The sequence below is a fragment of the Pedobacter steynii genome, assembly GCF_900103665.1.
Lineage (GTDB): Bacteria > Bacteroidota > Bacteroidia > Sphingobacteriales > Sphingobacteriaceae > Pedobacter > Pedobacter steynii.
This window is the reverse complement of sequence record NZ_FNGY01000007.1, coordinates 389,419-405,905: the sequence shown is the minus strand read 5'-3', so window position 1 is coordinate 405,905 and position 16,487 is coordinate 389,419. Positions and strand designations below refer to the sequence as shown.

Genomic DNA, 16,487 nt, shown 5'->3' with positions numbered 1-16,487 from the left:
TTTTTGAGTAAATTGAACTGATAGCCAGTTTATTAGGTTATTGATTCTCTGTTTAGATATATTTTGATTTTAGGATTCTGGAGCGATTTATCTCCAAACGATTACATCGTGATCGGTGTTTAACGAATGAAATCTATATTCTATGGCTGATTGAAGGGAGGGACCGAAATGAATTGCTAAATTTGCAGGATAAAAATAACCCCAATGATTTCCAAGCAAAAACATCGTTTCTTTTTAAGTCTGTTCTTTTTTATTTCAGGTTTTAGCTTTGCTACCTGGGCATCGAGAATTCCGACGATAAAGACGACGTTCGACTTTAATGAGGCGGAGCTGGGGAGTATCTTACTGGCACTGCCGGTGGGGTCGTTGCTGGGCCTTCCCATTTCAGGATGGTTGATTTCCAGGTTTAACAGTAGAGTGCCATTGGCTGGCGGATATGCGTTGAATGCTTTTTCTCTGGCATTAATTGGCTTTGCACAAAATGTCTATAGCCTTGTTGTGGCCGTCGTCCTGTTTGCTTTTACCACGCGGATATTTAACATTTCCGTAAACACGCAGGCATTAACCCTGCAGAAGCAATTTGAAAAGAAGATCATTGGTTCTTTTCATGGATATTGGAGTATTGGCGGAATCGCGGGGATTTTGCTCTCTACCTTATTGTTAAGCTTAAATGTATCTATTCATCTTCATTTTGCTATTGTAGCGGCCATTATGCTATTGGTAACGGTGTATTCTTATCAGTTTTTACTTGGCGGTGATCGTTCAAAAACAGGAAACAAGCTGATTCTGAGTAAACCTGATCCCTATATTTTTTATCTTGGAATTGTCGTTTTTCTATGTGCAATTTGCGAAGGAGGGATGTTCGACTGGAGTGGAATCTATTTTCAGGAAATTATCAAAGTAGAAATCTTTACGTATGGCTACCTGGTCTTTATGACTTTTATGGCGGCTTCCAGGTTTCTGTCAGACTTTATTATTGGCAGATTTGGGATGCCGAAAACCTATATCATGAGCGCAGCATTTATCATCTCCGGAATTAGCCTCGCCATTATTTTCCCCACCTTCTGGACGGCCATGGCTGGTTTTTCATTGGTAGGTTTTGGTACTGCTTCCATCATTCCTATGTCTTACGCACTGGCAGGAGCCTCAAAAAAGTATTCTCCGGGAATGGCGATCTCTATTATTGCTACCTATTCTATTACAGGGATGCTATTGGGCCCGCCATTGATCGGTTACCTCGCACATGCTTTTAATCTGAGGGTTTCTTTTATCATTTTTGCATTATGCGGATTGTTGCTGATCCCGATCACGAGGTTGTTTTTTAACCACCAAAAGCTGGCAGATCAGGTGAAAGATTAGCGCAGGCATTAATCCATGGACTGGCTTCGTAGGGAGAATTGACGATAAACTGCATGCAGAATTAAAATACCGTTTGGATTTGATGCCTATCTTTTTGATGTGTCTAATCCAAACGGTATTTTTTATAATTGGTATTAGCTGTTTTTCACTTCATTGGCTGCTGATTTCACATCAGCCGCAAGGTCTTTAGCTTTGGACTTAGCCTCATCCAGCACTTCGTCTTTCAGGTCTTCTGCTGCTTTCGCTTTAGACTTTACTTTATCAACCACTTCTTCTTTCAGGTCAGATAATTCCTGGCCATTTGTCCGGAGTTTATTTTTTACCGTTTGCAATTTATCTTTCGCCGTATCGGAGAGGCCTTTTGCCTTATCCGAAATCCTGGTCCTGATATCAGTTCCTCTTTCAGGCGCAAACAGCACACCAATAACAGCACCTACTGCGAGTCCGGTCAGAAGCGCCACTACAGGCAATGTTGAATCTGATTTCTGAGTCGTTAAAGAAGAGATTGCTTTTCGAAAATTATTGTATTTCATAGGATTATGTTTTTGTAGATCACATATAACGGGGATGTTACCCTTTGGTATAGCAACACCTGATTTTTCAAAGTGTTTGAAAAAAAATGAATTAGCTCAAAGAACAGGATAGAAAGCAAGGTGTTGTTCTATTTGTAATTAATCTAAATTAATCTATCTTTGCCGCTCAAAACCTCCATACATGAAGCTTAAACCTTTACTTTTATTTGCAGCGCTCTCTGTGTTCTTTTTACCCTGGAATCTATTTGCCCAGTCTGGCAAAGGAACAATTACAGGAACAGTAACCGATTCATTAAATCAAAACCTACCTTTTTCTAATATCAGCATCAAAAAACTGGGTCTGAAAACGAGCTCAGATAAGAATGGCAAGTTTATATTTGGCGGAATTCCAGCTGGAAATTATACGTTGACAATCTCTATAACCGGATATGAAAAACAACAAAAAGAAGTGTCTGTCTCAGCAGCAGGGACTACAGATCTTCAGGTTATCCTAAAAGAACAGCATGCAGACTTGTCGGAGGTGATCGTTTCTGCCAGCAGAAGGGCAGAATCATTGTCGCAGACGCCTTCTTCAGTAACGATACTAACAGCAAAAGACATCAGCACACAGTCTATCATCAGTCCTAACCTGGCAAATATTCTATCGTACAGCGTTCCGGGATTGGGTATGGCTACCAATCAAACCGGAAATTCCGGACAAACCCTGCGCGGTAGAAATGTATTGGTTCTGATCGATGGAATTCCTCAATCTACGCCGTTAAGGGCAGGAGGAAGAGACATCCGAAGCATTGACCCTTCTGTGATTGAACGGGTAGAAGTGATCAAAGGCGCAACTGCCATTTATGGAAATGGTGCAGAAGGTGGATTGATCAATTACATCACTAAAAAAGGCAATGCCGGAAAAACATTTGGTGGATATTCACAAATCGGGCTTACCGGTAATACAAAAGGCGACAGTACCATTGGCTACCGTGCAACGCAGCAGTTCTATGGTAAACTGAAAAAGTTCGATTATCTGGTAAGTGGCATGTACGAGAAAACAGGGGTATCCCGCGATGCCGAAGGACTGGTCATCTCGCCTGAGTATGGTCTCGGAGAAACAAAATCTTACAATGGTTTTGTAAAACTCGGCTACGACATTTCTGAAAAACAACGTTTGGACCTGATGTACAACTATTTTAGCTCCAGACAGGATTCCCGTTATGTGAATAAAGCCGGAGTTTACCAGGTGTCCCCAGCCATCGGTGTGCGGGGCGACAGACCGGGAGTAGATGAAGGAACCCGTTTCAATCACAATGCAAACCTTCAATATACCAGCAAGCAAATAGTAGGGAACACAGACCTTACCGCTAATGTATATTATCAGGATTTTTATACCATTTATTCCAATAGTGCTTCCTTTGCAGGAGGTGGACAGTCGGCCTTGTTGTCGACAAAAAAAGGAGCACGTTTAAATTTAAATACGCCATTCTCGCTCTCTCCACAGGTGCTGATGCAGGTAAATTATGGTCTGGATCTGTTGAATGACAAGACCGCTCAAAACCTGGTAGATGGCAGGACATGGGTGCCAAAAATGAACATGCTGAATGTTGCTCCTTATGTTCAGGCAACCGCTAATATCCTGACCGATCTGACGATTAAAGCAGGATTAAGGTCAGAAAACATGAACATCAAGGTGGGTGATTTCAGGACACTTCTCGATGCTAAAGGAAATGGAAATGTAGCGGTAAAAGGTGGAACCTTAAATTACAATGCTTTTGTATTTAATGCCGGAGCAAGGTATTCTGCCTGGAAAGTGTTTAACCCATTTGTAAGTTATGCCCAGTCTTTTTCTGTATTTGAAGTAGGAAGGGTACTTAGGGTGGCGACAAGTAATACTTTAGCCCAGCTGGAAACAAAACCAATTATTGTCAACAATTATGAAGCCGGTTTCAGCAGTACCATAGAGAAACTAAACTTCAGCGCTGCCTATTATATCAGTACCTCAAAATTAGGGGCAAACCTGCTTGAAGTGGATGGGAGATACATTTCTCAACGAATTCCGGAAAGGGTGTACGGCTTTGAAATTCAGGCTGATTATCCAATAATAGAAGGCTTGCTGATTGGTGGTAATTATGCGAAGGTAGAAGGCAAAGGAGATGTAGATGACGATGGTAAATTCGACGGATCAACGGATGTTTACCTGAACAGCACGAGGATTCCTCCTTCTAAAACTACTGCTTACATCAGGTATTCTGGATTGAAAAACCTGAGTGTAGACCTGAACTGGATGCGTGTTGGAAACAGAGACCGTTTTAAACGCAATGAAAAGACGGGTGTTTACCTGATTGGTGAAGGTCCCGTAAAATCATATGATTTATTTAATTTCGCGGCAGCATACAAGGTGAACGAGGCATTACGCCTGAATCTTGGAATCGAAAACGTTTTAAATAAAACCTATTATCCGAGCATATCTCAGTTCTATGGCTCTGGTCTTAATTATGCCAGAGGTAACGGACGAAGATTTAACCTTGCTGTGGGTTATGCTTTTTAATAAAAACAATGAAGCAATTTAAAAATGCGGTAAGGCAAATACACCTCTGGCTCGGTTTAGGTACCGGGCTGGTGGTGTTTATTATCAGCGTAACGGGATGTCTGTATGTTTTCGAAGAAGAGATCAGAGACGCGACGCAAAAGGAATACAAATATGTTCTGGTTGAGCAAAAGCCTTTTGTTGGACTTGATCAGGTCATCCGGAACTTTGAACAGCTTGCGCCCAAGGAAAAGATTACCCTGATCCGCATCACAGAGTCTGAGCCTAATGCAACAGTTGCAGTCAGCACTAAGAAGAAAAGGGTTTATTATTTTAATCCCTATGATGGTCAGTTGGTGAATAAAGGAGGGGCGGATTGGCTGAGCGTGGTTTTAGATATTCACATGACCCTGCTTTTGGGAGAAACCGGGAAGTTTATTCAACGCTGGTCTGTGGTAATTTTCGTGTTCATGTTGCTGACGGGGCTCGTGCTGTGGTTCCCAAATCAAATGCGTTTGTTAAGGCAGTCGCTCTCTATCAAGTGGAAGGGCTCTTTTAAAAGAGTTAATTATGACCTTCACAATGTGCTCGGCTTTTATGCTTCGGGAATTTTAATCGTGGTTTCTTTATCTGGATTGTATTTTGCTTTTAAAGAGGTGAAAACCGGAGTCAGCTTTTTCACCGGCAGCAAATTAAGCGAAGGCAGGAAAGAGAAAGATGTTCCACAAAAGGAAAATCATGGGCCACTTGCTGTTCGCTATAATCAAATGTATCAGTCTATATTGCTTCAGTATCCGGGAGTAACTTCTTCTTCGATATCGGTTAGAAAAAATGGAGAAATTCGATTGAGAACAATGTATCCTTATCGCTGGGCAAGAAATCAGAATTCTTTCTTTTTCGATGAAACCAGCGGACAATTGCTGCGTTCAAAGTTATACAAGGATTTTAATAACGCCGATTTCTATGAGGCTACAAATTACAACCTGCATACCGGACAGCTCTTTGGCTGGTTTGGTAAAATTATCGCTTGCATTGCCAGTTTAATCTCTGCAAGTCTGCCGGTTACCGGATTTGTCATCTGGTGGAAAAAAAGAAAAAAGAAGAAAAAACCAGTTGTTGCTAAGGTTCGATATGACCTAAGTACGACGAATATCTCTGTTTAATTTAGCTAAATTTGCGAGGTGTATTTTTTACACTAACTTTAGCTGGATATGAAGAAAAGTTTACTCACTTTAACCCTTGGCGGACTTGGGATTGGCATCACAGAATTTGTAATGATGGGTTTGTTGCCCGATATTGCCAAAGATCTGAACATTACCATCCCTCAGGCAGGACACCTGATTTCTTCTTATGCTTTAGGGGTAGTGGTAGGCGCTCCGGTGCTGGTTGCCATTGCCGGAAGCTATCCTCCTAAAAAGATTCTTCTCGCATTGATGGTGATGTTTACCGCGTTTAATGCCCTTTCCGCTTTCTCTCCGGATTATACCACCATGCTTGCCGCGCGTTTTCTGGCCGGTCTTCCACATGGTGCCTTCTTTGGTGTAGGTTCTGTTGTAGCGAGCCGCATTGCCGGAAAAGGAAAAGAAGCACAAGCCGTATCACTCATGTTTGCCGGTTTAACGATCGCCAATGTAATTGGCGTTCCCCTGGGAACTTATATCGGACATCACTATTCCTGGAGGTATACCTTTGTAATCATCGTCATTGTAGGCCTGATCACTTTGTTAAGTCTTAAGCTTTGGATGCCGAACCTTTCTGCAACAAAAGACAGGGATTTAAAAAAAGAACTTGCTTTTTTCAAGCTTCCTGAGGCCTGGCTGATCATCCTGATGATCGCTATCGGAACCGGAGGTTTATTCTCCTGGTACAGTTATATTGCCCCATTGCTGACCGATGTTTCCGGTTTCTCTCCGGATTCCATTACTTATATCCTTGTGCTTGCAGGTTTGGGAATGCTGGTCGGGAACTTTATCGGAGGTAAACTGGCGGACCGTTTCTCTCCGGCAAAAGCTTCGGTTTCTCTATTGATTGCAATGGCCATCACTTTGTTTATCGTCCACTATATTTCCGGCAATCAGGTGCTTTCTCTGGTGATGACCTTTATCACCGGTGCCGTTGCGTTTGCGTTGGCTGCACCGATTCAAATGCTGATGATCAATACGGCTAAAGGTTCTGAAATGATTGCCGCTTCGGTAAGTCAGGCGAGTTTCAATATCGGAAATGCATTGGGCGCCTTTCTCGGTGGACTGCCGCTTGCTGCAGGTTATGATTATACCTCCCCGGTATGGGTAGGGACGGTGATGGCCTTAACAGGGGCACTTTTTGCCTGGATGTTGATCAGCAGAAACAAAACGATGGTTTTGGCTAAATAATTTTCTAATTTTATCAGATGACTAAAAGTTATCTGGAAAGTGTGAAACATCAGCTGGAATATTATAAAGCATTGGGAGAGAAAACCTTTGCCCAGCTTTCTGATGAACAGCTGTTTTGGCAGTACGACCCTCAAAGCAACAGCATTGCGACCATTGTGAAACACCTTTCCGGAAATATGATCTCCAGGTGGACAGATTTCTTTACCACAGACGGAGAGAAAGAAAACAGAAACCGGGAATCAGAATTTGATAACGACCTGCAATCAAGAGCTGAACTTTTGCGCTGCTGGGATGCAGGCTGGAAATGTTTTCTAACAGTGGTCTATGATCTAAAAGAAACAGACCTTGCCAGAGAAATTTTGATCCGTCATGAAAAACACTCCGTAACTGAAGCATTGAACAGACAACTGGCCCATTATCCTTACCATATCGGACAAATTGTATTTATAGGTAAAATGTTATGCTCTGAAAGCTGGACTTCCTTGTCCATTCCAAGAGGAGGCTCCAATGCTTTTAATCAGGTAAAAGAAAATCAAAGTAAAATAAGATAACGATTTAGCAGGAGCGATCATGTCCGAATTTGTACAGCAATACTGTCCGAATGTGAACACCTCTATTTGAAAAGTGCTTTTCTATGACCGTGATGCAGGTTTTTAGCTGTGGCATGTGATTGGCATTGGAGGAATAAAAATAAGGATCATTATGTTTCAACATCACCTGTTATTGATTTACCGGAATTTCAAAAGATATAAGAGTTCATTCTTAATCAATTTGTTTGGGCTTTCAGCAGGCCTTTGCTGCGCCCTGATGATTTACCTTTGGGTCGCAGATGAATTGGCGATGGATAAGTTTCACGCCAACAGCGGCAGGCTTTTCCAGGTGATGGAAAATGAAACGACGGAAGACGGAATCAATACCGGCGATGGGACTTCAGGTTTACTTGCCGAGTCATTGGCGAAGGAAATGCCTGAAGTAACGATGGCGGTAACCACTACGCCCACTTATTGGCTGGAAGCCAGTAAGGTATATATAGCGAATGGCAGAGGGATAAAGGCGGCAGGTAAATTCGTCAGCCCGGATTTTTTGAAAGCCTTTTCCTACCCGCTGATCGCAGGAAATATCGACCAGGTACTGAGGGAAAAAAATAACATTGTCATTTCGGAAGAGCTGGCAAAGAAGTTATTTCAGACTACAGATGTGGTTGGCAGGGAAATTCTTTGGGCAAATTCAGAGTTAAAAGGAGAAAATCATGCATTGATCTCCGGTGTCTTCAAAAATGTGCCTGATCATTCTTCAGATCATTTTGATTACCTGGTCCCGCTGGAGGTCCTGATGGCGAATTCCAACTATGTAAAATGGGGTAATCACGGACCCAATACCTTTGTCGTGCTGAAAGACGGTACAGATCCTGACGAGTTTTCGAAAAAAATTAAAGATTACATGGTTGGAAAGGGGCAAAATTTCCGGAAGCTATTTATCAGACCCTATGCTGATGGTTACCTGTACGGTAAATATGAAAATGGGGTAATGACGGGGGGAAGAATTGATTATGTGCAATTGTTCTCTTTAATTGCCGTTTTCATCCTCGTGATTGCCTGTATCAATTTCATGAACTTATCTACGGCTAAAGCTTCGAGAAGGATGAAAGAAGTGGGCATTAAGAAAGTGATGGGCGCAAGCAGAAAATCGCTGATTCTGCAGTATATGTCGGAATCGGTGCTGCTGACCTTTCTGGCTTTATTCCTGGCCTTATTGGGTGTAGAACTTTTTCTTCCTCAGTTTAATGCGATTACGGATAAACACCTGGCTTTAAATTTTAGCCTCGACATGGTACTGACCTTTTTGGGGATCGCCTTATTTACAGGTTTGCTATCCGGCAGTTATCCCGCGCTATATCTTTCCGGATTTAATCCGGCAGCTGCTTTAAAGGGGAAATTGGGCAATACCCTGAGCGAATTGTGGACCAGAAGAGGCCTGGTGGTCTTTCAGTTTACGCTTTCTGTGATCCTGATTGTATCGGTTTTTGTGGTCTATAAACAAATCGAATTTGTACAAACCAAAAGTCCCGGGTTTAAAAAGGACAATGTATTGTATTTTGAAACGGAAGGGCGGGTAAAAGGAAATATAAATTCCTTTTTGTCGGAAGTTAAAAAGATTCCCGGTGTATTGCATGCGGGAGGAATGGACCGGAATTTTCTGGGCGACCTGAGTGCTACTACAGGTGATTTCCAGTGGGAAGGCCGTAATCCAAAAGAACAGGTGAAGTTTCAAAAAGGAAGAATAGGAAGTGGTTTAATTGAAACACTGGGGATGACAATGGCTGATGGCCGTAGTTTTTCAGATCAATATGGATCAGATAGCGCTAAAGTGCTGATTAATGAAGCGGGGATAAAAGTAATGGGACTGAAAAATCCGGTCGGTAAAATCTTTGGCCTCTGGGGTAAAGATTATCAGATTATTGGTGTGGTAAAGGACTTTAATTTTGAGTCCCTGCATAAGGAAGTGAAACCGATGTTCTTCAGGTTTGAAGCGAATGAATTAACCAGGGTCATGATCAAGATCAAATCGGGAGCTGAAAAGCAGACGGTGGCAGATCTCCAGCAACTCTACAAAAACTTTAATCCAGGTTTTGTACTGGACTATAGATTCCTGGATCAGGATTTCCAGGCACAATATGTATCGGAGCAAAGGGTGGCTATACTGTCCCGCTATTTTTCTGCATTGGCAGTGCTCATCTCTTGTCTGGGGTTATTCGGACTGGCTACCTTTACCGCGGAGAGAAGGCTCAAAGAGATCGGCATCAGAAAGGTATTGGGTGCCTCGGAACTGAGCCTTGTGGTCATTTTATCAAAAGATTTCACGAAACCGGTCATCGGGGCAATCCTGATTGCGCTTCCTGTAAGTTATATCATGACGAAGTATTGGTTAAATACCTTTGCCTACAGAATAGAATTACAAATCTGGTATTTTGTTGCTGCCGGTCTTCTCGCATTATTGATCTCCTGGCTTACAGTAGCGATCCAATCTATAAAAGCAGCGGCTGCAGATCCTGTTAAATGTCTTAAAGCAGAATAATGATGAACTTACTTAAATTAATGTTGTCCGGTCTGCTGATGAGCTTACTGTGTTGCACGCTGGCCTTAGGTCAAAGTGAAAAAGATACGGCTGATATTCCAATTAAAGAGAATAGTGCCGCTATTGCCTCCTGGATGAAAGCGAATAAAATTCCCAGTGTGGCGATCGGGATGATCAGAGATGGCGTATTGAAAGAGATCAATGTTTATGGCGAACTTAAGAAGGGTGTTCCGGCGCCGTACAATTCGATTTATAATGTAGCCTCCATTACGAAGACGGTTACGGCAGTGCTGACTTTAAAACTGGTGGAACAGGGGAAATGGGATCTGGATGAACCACTTTATAAGTATTGGACTGACCCCGATGTAAAGGATGATCCAAGAAGTAGAAAGCTCAGCACGAGACACATCCTGAGTCATCAGACTGGTTTTCCTAACTGGCGCAGCAATCTTAAATCAGGAAAACTGGCCTTTGAATTTGAACCGGGTACCAAATATCAATATTCCGGAGAAGGCATGGAGTACCTGCGACGTGCTTTAGAAAGTAAGTTTAAACAATCTTATGAAAAGCTGGTTGAGGACTTGATTTTTAAACCATTAGGTATGTCCGATAGCCATTTTACCTGGAATACCGGTGTTGATGAGTCCAGATTTGCAGTTCCTCACGATGAAAATGGGAAGATACTGGAGATCAACCGGAATAAACATGCGAATGCAGCAGATCTGATGACGATCACGATAAAAGACTACGCTGCTTTCTTAACGGCTTTGATGAATGGCAAATTATTATCGCTCAAAACCTTTGATCAAATGATGGTTCCTCAGGTAAAGATCAAAGCCGACAATCTGATGGCTTTGGGCTGGGTGATCTATGAACAGCTTGGGGCGGGAGCTTATGGACTCTCTCATGGAGGATCTGATCCCGGAGCAAGAACGATTGCCATCGCATTGCCAAAATCAAAAGATGCGCTGATCATTTTTACGAATTCAGACAATGGCACAAAGACCTATGTGGGCATTATCCGGGAATACCTGAAAGAGAAAGGCCAGAAAATTATTGATATAGAAATGAAACAACCCTAAACCAACAAACCATGAAAAGAACCTCCATTCCTTTTTTTATAGCAACAACTATATTGCTCAGTCTTATTTTTAGTTCCGGTCTGAAAGCTCAGGGAAAAGCTTATGTGATGAAAGATGCTGAACTGTACCGGACAATTGCACATATGGACAGTGTTTGTTTTGATGCCTTTAATGCCCGGGATTTGAAAACATTGAGCCATGTTTTTGCAGAGAACGTAGAGTTTTACAACGATGGCGGGAAGGTGACCAATTACCAGCAAACGATGGAAAGCTTTAAAAAAATGTTTGCCAGCAACGCTGCTTCTCCGCTAAAAAGAACCCTGGTCGGGAGTATCGAGGTGTATCCGCTTAAGGATTTTGGAGCGATAGAAGTAGGGGTTCATCAGTTTACCCATGTGGAGAATGGCAAAGAAGAGATCGGTATTTTTAAGTTTGTTCAGGTCTGGGAACTGAAAAACGGTGCATGGAAAATGACAAGGGTAATCAGTTATGATCATTAGTTGTACCTTTTAGCGGCTAATTGTTATATTTGAAACACGTAATTTCTTGTAATAATGTGTTTCAAATATGCCCGAATTACTCTTAATATGTGTGTTGTTGATTCCACAGACAGTGGCTGGGATTCTTGCGAAAAGCATGGGTAGAAACTTCTTTTTCTGGTTTTTTATTTCCTTTCTGATTCCAATCATTTCCCTGATTGTATTGCTGTTTCTGGACGATAAAGGAGAATCGGGTGGTTATGAGCTTGCAGATCATGTAAGCAAAAAAGATGATCCCGCTTAAGCTGATTTGAGAATTCCGGTTTTTCGATTACAAATTCCAGTTTCCCGGTATTGCTTTTCTGTAGCTGATTTTAATGGAAAATGAGGGCAGTATTCCCCCTGATCGAAATTCTTAACCCAGGTAGGACTATCCGGGTTAAGAATCGTTGGCGTTATGCTTTTAATGTATTAAGTAAGGTAGCTAATTCCGTTACCTCCTGACTATTAAGTGGTTTTAGCGGGCCTCTCAGCTCGCCACCATCTTCGCCAAGGATTTCCAGACCTGATTTAATTGCTCTTGGAAGACCCTTTGTCAGCATATATTTTAACAAATTAAGCTGTTTATAAAAGACGTTTTGAGCAGTATGTAAGTCGTTCTTCTGAATGGCATCATACAAACCGGTATTCAACTCAGGAATCAGGTTTGCCGCTGCGGTGCACCAACCGAGGGCTCCTGCAGCAAAAGCACCCAGGGCAAGCGGATTAGAGCCATTAAAGAAAGCCACATCTTCTCCTAAATCTCTGCGGAGGGTATGCATCCGTTGCAAATCTCCGGAGCTTTCCTTGATCATCGTGACATTCGGAATTTCCAGTAACTTTTTCAGCAGGGTCGGGGACATGTCCACTCCACCTGTAGCCGGGTTGTTATAGGCCATAATTGGAATAGAGATGGATTTCGCAACTGCTTCATAATGACTGAAAATCTCGTTATCTGTTAGCTTCCAGTAACTCATCGGAATGATCATTACTGCGGTGCTTCCTGCTTTCTCTGCAAATTTAGCATGGTAAATCGTCCTTTCTGTCGTGAGGTTTGATACTCCGGTAACTATAGGAAGTCTTCCAGCTACCTGTTGGATGGTAGCTTCAGTGATGGCTTCCTTTTCCTCGTCGTTGAGGTAGGGCATCACCCCTGTGCTGCCAAGAGGCGCAATGCCATGGGAGCCGGAAGTAACCAAACGCTCTACGAGTTTTTTGAATAGGGGAAGATCTACCTGTTCCTGCGTATTAAAGGGGGTAATGGGGTAGGCAATAATGCCTTTAAATGTAGGGTTATTCATGTGCATTGGAGTTTGAATTAAATGTCTCTGCCTTCTTCTTCTCTTAATGCGACACCCAGGTGTTGTAACTGAGGAGCATTTTCACAGGCGATGTATTTTGCCGGTTCGGTATCACTCAGGTTTTGATGGCGGTGCCATGCCCATACCGGAATATATACCGCATCTCCTGCCTGCCATTCTATTTTTTCACCTTCTATTTCGGTATATCCTTTACCTTCTATGACAAATAAGACGGTTTCATAAGTATGGCGGTGTTTGTTGGTCAGCTGTCCCGGTAAAAGTCCGCCGATGGTCATGCTTACATTTCTGGTGGGAAGGTCTACAAAAAATACGGGGTGTTTTCTTTCTGTAGAGAACTGGTTATGAACCCCTGCCTGTTCTACATTTTGGTGTATGAACTTCTCAGGTCTTACATAGTTTGGACGGGCAAAGGTTTGGTGGAAATCTTTTGAAGAGAGTTGTGCTGTTTTTTCTGCTGTTGTTTTCATGATATTGAATTTTAATCGGGTGAAAAATTATTAAATGTCAATTCCTTTTGACAGGACAAATTTTGTGTATTTTTGGCTTACTAAAATCATCCAGTTTTTACTAAAACTAATGGGCCAGATGCTGAGACCTTGGAAAACCATACTGAACATCGAATTAGGGAGTCATAAGTCTGTATTCCAGCAGATTGCCGACGGGATTATCGGAGAGATCAAAAAAGGGCGGCTAAAACCGGGAATGTCTTTGCCGGGCAGCAGAATTCTGGCTGCCGACATTGGCGTAAACCGTAAAACCGTGGTGCTGGCTTATGAAGAACTGATGGCAGAGGGCTGGTTGGAAACAGCTTATAAAAAGGGAACCTTTGTCTCAGAAAAACTGCCAAAGCAAAAAGAACGGCGCAGGCAAAGAAATGAAGAGAGCATCTCTTCGGTAAAGAATTTTTCCTTTACCGCATTTGGCTCCGGAATGCCGGCAAGCGTAAATTCAGCTGTTCCTTTAATCGTTTTTAATGATGGATTACCTGATGTGAAACTGGCCCCCCTGGATGAACTCGCACGTGCATATAAGCGGATCTTTCAGCAAAAAGCAAGGTGGAGAATGTTGGGATATGCCAATGAAAGAGGGGAAGAGCGGCTGCGGACGGCCATTTCTACCATGCTGACCATGGACCGTGGTTTGAGTTTCGGTATCGGGCAGATCTGCATTACCCGGGGCAGCCAGATGGCGCTGTATCTTACCGCCCAGATTCTGATCAAACCCGGTGATGTAGTGGCGATGGAAACACCTGGATACCGGCCTGCTTTTGAAGCATTTAAACATGCGGGAGCCAGCATTGAGGCTGTGGAGATTGATGAACAGGGCATTCGCATTGCGGAACTGGAGCAACTGTGCAGGAAAGGTCAGCTGAAGGCGGTTTATGTAACTCCACATCATCAGTTTCCGACTACAGTAAGTATGAAGGCCGACCGGAGGTTACAATTGTTAGCACTTTCCAATCAATATGGATTTGCCATTGTAGAAGACGATTATGACCATGATTACCACTTTGGGCTGAGAAGTTTACTGCCGCTTGCGAGTTATGACCAGGCAGAAAATGTGATCTATATCAGCTCCCTGAGTAAACTCATCGCTCCGGCGGTAAGGGTGGGCTATGTGGCTGGTCCTGCCTCATTTATTGATTCCCTCGCGGCATTAAGGATGACCATCGACCGTCAGGGAGATCCGGTAATGGAAAATGCAGTGGCAGAATTAATGGAGGAAGGGATTGTCAATAAACATGCGAAACGGGCATTGGGCATCTATCGCGATAGAAGGTCCCTGATGAGTAAATACCTGGATCAGTACCTGAAGGAAAAAGCAGATTATCAACTTCCTGAAGGTGGACTGGCCTTCTGGTTAAGGTTTAAACAGCCGGTTGATACCATTGCTTTTTCAGAGCTCCTGCTGGAACATGGTGTTCAGGTGATTTCCACGGAAAGGTTTTCTTTCAATGGGAAACCTTTAAATGCCTTACGTCTGGGCTATGCGGCCCTGGACGAAGCAGAACTGGAACGGGGAATCCAGATCATTGCTTCTTTGCTTCCTTAATCGTCTTTTCTCAGAATATTTGAATTTAACAGCATACAAATGAAACAACATATTCCTGTACATAAAATGGCCGAACGCAATGGCATAGGTCTGGAAATGCTTTATTTCCAAAGTATCGACAAGAACCGGGCAACCCTGCTTGGGGCACATCGGGATGATCATTATATTTTCATTTTTCAGGAAGAAGGGGATACGCAGGTGATGCTCGATTTTAAGACCATTGATGTGAAGGGTTCTGCGTTATTATATATTATTCCCGGGCAGGTACACCATATCCTGAACACAGAACGTTCCTCTGGTTGGTTTCTTGCGGTGGAAACACTGCTGGTTGCGGATGAATACCGTCAGATTCTGGAACATGTGATTTTGGAGCAGGAGGCGCTGATGCTGGACCCGGTTGCGGAGGCTAAATTTAAGCAGTGTATTCAGCTGGTTCATGAAAGATTCCTGGATATGAATCAGCCATTGAGTAAACAGATCGTTCATTCCCTGCTTTCTTCCTATATTGGGATGACCACTGAAGCTTACCTGCTGAGTAAGCCCAAAAGTGAAGCTTTAAATACAAGGCCGGTACAGTTAACCCGGCAGTTCAGAACGTTGTTGCTCCAGGATTTTAAAACCGTAAAAGGGCCTGCTGAATATGCGGCTAAACTGAATATCTCCCTCACTTACCTCAACGAAGTGGTAAAGTCCAATACCGGATTTCCGGTGAGCTACTGGATTCATCATGAAATTATATTGGAAGCAAAACGGTTGTTGTACCATACCGACCTTAGCCTGAAAGAGATAGCTTTCTCTCTGGGCTTTGCCGATCATACCTATTTTTCGAGGTTGTTTACCAAGGTTGCCGGAGGTTCTGCAGGGAAGTTTAGAAAGAGTTACCGCTAATCGTCCAATAGTTACCCTTGATCCTGCATTGTTGTTGCTTTCTTTTTGCTGTTGTTTTGTAATGGATTATAAAATGATACGGGTATGAATATGCTGAAAAAGAAAGCGCTGCAATTAATCGAACGACAATTGGGTAAAAAGGGGATTGTTCTGGAAGTCAGAAGCTGGAATCCTTCTACTTTTTATGAGGTAGACCTGCACCTTCCGGGAGTAGATATGGATAAATGGACTTCCGTACAACATATGAAAACGAAGGTAGCAGAGTACGTGTACCGGGACTATACCCCTGCAAGCTGGGATGCAGAAACGCAAACCTGTACACTTTATATTGATGCTTCCCATGATGGAGATGGCAGTAAATGGGTTGCTCAATTGCGTAAAGGTGATCAGATCTGTTACCTCGGAATAGGAGGGACCAATGCAAAACCTGTAGATGGTAAGCAGATCCTATGTCTTGGCGATAGCTCCTGTGTAGGGCATTTCCTCGCTTTAGAGCAATTGGTGGGAAAAGGAAATGTAGCCGGGGCATTGGTGATCAAAGAAGAGAATCACCGCGCAGAATTTACCAGTTATTTTGATACTTTGCTTGAAGCGATTCCTCCAAAGCTGAGCAATAACATTGATAACCTGCATAACTGGCTAAAAGAGCAGCAATGGGGAAGCAATGCCATATATATTGCCGGAAATGTACCTATGGTAGTAGGGCTGAAACAAAAAATCCGGAGCTTGCCAGATTTTGATGCCGCGGTAAAAGTACAGGGATTCTGGTGGTAA

At 43.0% G+C, this 16,487-nt stretch carries 15 protein-coding genes; 12 read left to right on the top strand and 3 right to left on the bottom strand.

Annotated features, from left to right (window positions below; translation table 11 throughout):
- The first annotated feature begins 204 nt into the window (after positions 1-204).
- Entirely contained in the window at positions 205-1,359 is a 1,155-nt protein-coding gene (locus BLQ87_RS20880; protein ID WP_074610598.1) for an MFS transporter, read from the top strand.
- A 134-nt stretch (positions 1,360-1,493) separates the two neighbouring features.
- Here the strand turns inward: BLQ87_RS20880 and BLQ87_RS20875 are convergent, their stop codons facing one another.
- Positions 1,494-1,892: a YtxH domain-containing protein gene (locus tag BLQ87_RS20875; protein ID WP_074610597.1), complete on the bottom strand. Its 399-nt coding sequence runs from the start codon at positions 1,890-1,892 to the stop codon at positions 1,494-1,496.
- A 181-nt stretch (positions 1,893-2,073) separates the two neighbouring features.
- Between BLQ87_RS20875 and BLQ87_RS20870 the strand changes: the two genes are divergently transcribed.
- The 8 genes from BLQ87_RS20870 to BLQ87_RS20835 all read left to right on the top strand — a co-directional run bounded on the left by BLQ87_RS20870 (position 2,074) and on the right by BLQ87_RS20835 (position 11,716).
- The gene (locus BLQ87_RS20870; protein ID WP_074610595.1) at positions 2,074-4,425 is read left to right on the top strand and encodes a TonB-dependent receptor; all 2,352 of its coding nucleotides are present in this window, start codon (positions 2,074-2,076) and stop codon (positions 4,423-4,425) included.
- Between the two features lie 8 nt (positions 4,426-4,433).
- On the top strand, positions 4,434-5,567 hold the full coding sequence (locus tag BLQ87_RS20865; RefSeq protein WP_074610593.1) for a PepSY-associated TM helix domain-containing protein: 1,134 nt from the start codon (positions 4,434-4,436) through the stop codon (positions 5,565-5,567).
- A 48-nt stretch (positions 5,568-5,615) separates the two neighbouring features.
- The gene (locus BLQ87_RS20860) at positions 5,616-6,776 is read left to right on the top strand and encodes an MFS transporter (RefSeq protein ID WP_074610592.1); all 1,161 of its coding nucleotides are present in this window, start codon (positions 5,616-5,618) and stop codon (positions 6,774-6,776) included.
- Between the two features lie 17 nt (positions 6,777-6,793).
- Positions 6,794-7,327, top strand: a complete 534-nt coding sequence (locus BLQ87_RS20855; RefSeq protein ID WP_074610590.1) for a DUF1572 family protein — start codon at positions 6,794-6,796, stop codon at positions 7,325-7,327.
- Positions 7,328-7,478: 151 nt separating this feature from the next.
- Complete coding sequence (locus tag BLQ87_RS20850) at positions 7,479-9,851, top strand: ABC transporter permease (RefSeq protein WP_074610589.1); 2,373 nt, start codon at positions 7,479-7,481, stop codon at positions 9,849-9,851.
- The gene (locus tag BLQ87_RS20845) at positions 9,851-10,933 is read left to right on the top strand and encodes a serine hydrolase domain-containing protein (RefSeq protein ID WP_074610587.1); all 1,083 of its coding nucleotides are present in this window, start codon (positions 9,851-9,853) and stop codon (positions 10,931-10,933) included. The genes BLQ87_RS20850 and BLQ87_RS20845 overlap by 1 nt, the downstream gene beginning before the upstream one ends.
- Before the next feature lie 11 nt (positions 10,934-10,944).
- Positions 10,945-11,433, top strand: coding sequence for a nuclear transport factor 2 family protein (locus BLQ87_RS20840; RefSeq protein WP_074610585.1), 489 nt, complete (start codon positions 10,945-10,947; stop codon positions 11,431-11,433).
- Positions 11,434-11,500: 67 nt separating this feature from the next.
- Positions 11,501-11,716, top strand: a complete 216-nt coding sequence (locus BLQ87_RS20835) for a hypothetical protein (RefSeq protein ID WP_074610584.1) — start codon at positions 11,501-11,503, stop codon at positions 11,714-11,716.
- A gap of 151 nt (positions 11,717-11,867) precedes the next feature.
- Here BLQ87_RS20835 and BLQ87_RS20830 read toward each other — a convergent pair whose 3' ends face one another.
- On the bottom strand, positions 11,868-12,752 hold the full coding sequence (locus tag BLQ87_RS20830) for a dihydrodipicolinate synthase family protein (protein ID WP_074610582.1): 885 nt from the start codon (positions 12,750-12,752) through the stop codon (positions 11,868-11,870).
- 17 nt (positions 12,753-12,769) lie between these two features.
- Positions 12,770-13,240, bottom strand: coding sequence for a cupin domain-containing protein (locus BLQ87_RS20825; protein ID WP_074610580.1), 471 nt, complete (start codon positions 13,238-13,240; stop codon positions 12,770-12,772).
- 118 nt (positions 13,241-13,358) lie between these two features.
- Here BLQ87_RS20825 and pdxR point away from each other — a divergent pair, with 118 nt between their 5' ends.
- From pdxR to BLQ87_RS20810, 3 genes are all read left to right on the top strand, one after another.
- Entirely contained in the window at positions 13,359-14,825 is a 1,467-nt protein-coding gene (gene pdxR, locus BLQ87_RS20820) for a MocR-like pyridoxine biosynthesis transcription factor PdxR (protein ID WP_074610852.1), read from the top strand.
- A gap of 39 nt (positions 14,826-14,864) precedes the next feature.
- Complete coding sequence (locus BLQ87_RS20815) at positions 14,865-15,713, top strand: AraC family transcriptional regulator (protein ID WP_083361977.1); 849 nt, start codon at positions 14,865-14,867, stop codon at positions 15,711-15,713.
- An 84-nt stretch (positions 15,714-15,797) separates the two neighbouring features.
- Entirely contained in the window at positions 15,798-16,487 is a 690-nt protein-coding gene (locus BLQ87_RS20810; protein WP_074610578.1) for an SIP domain-containing protein, read from the top strand.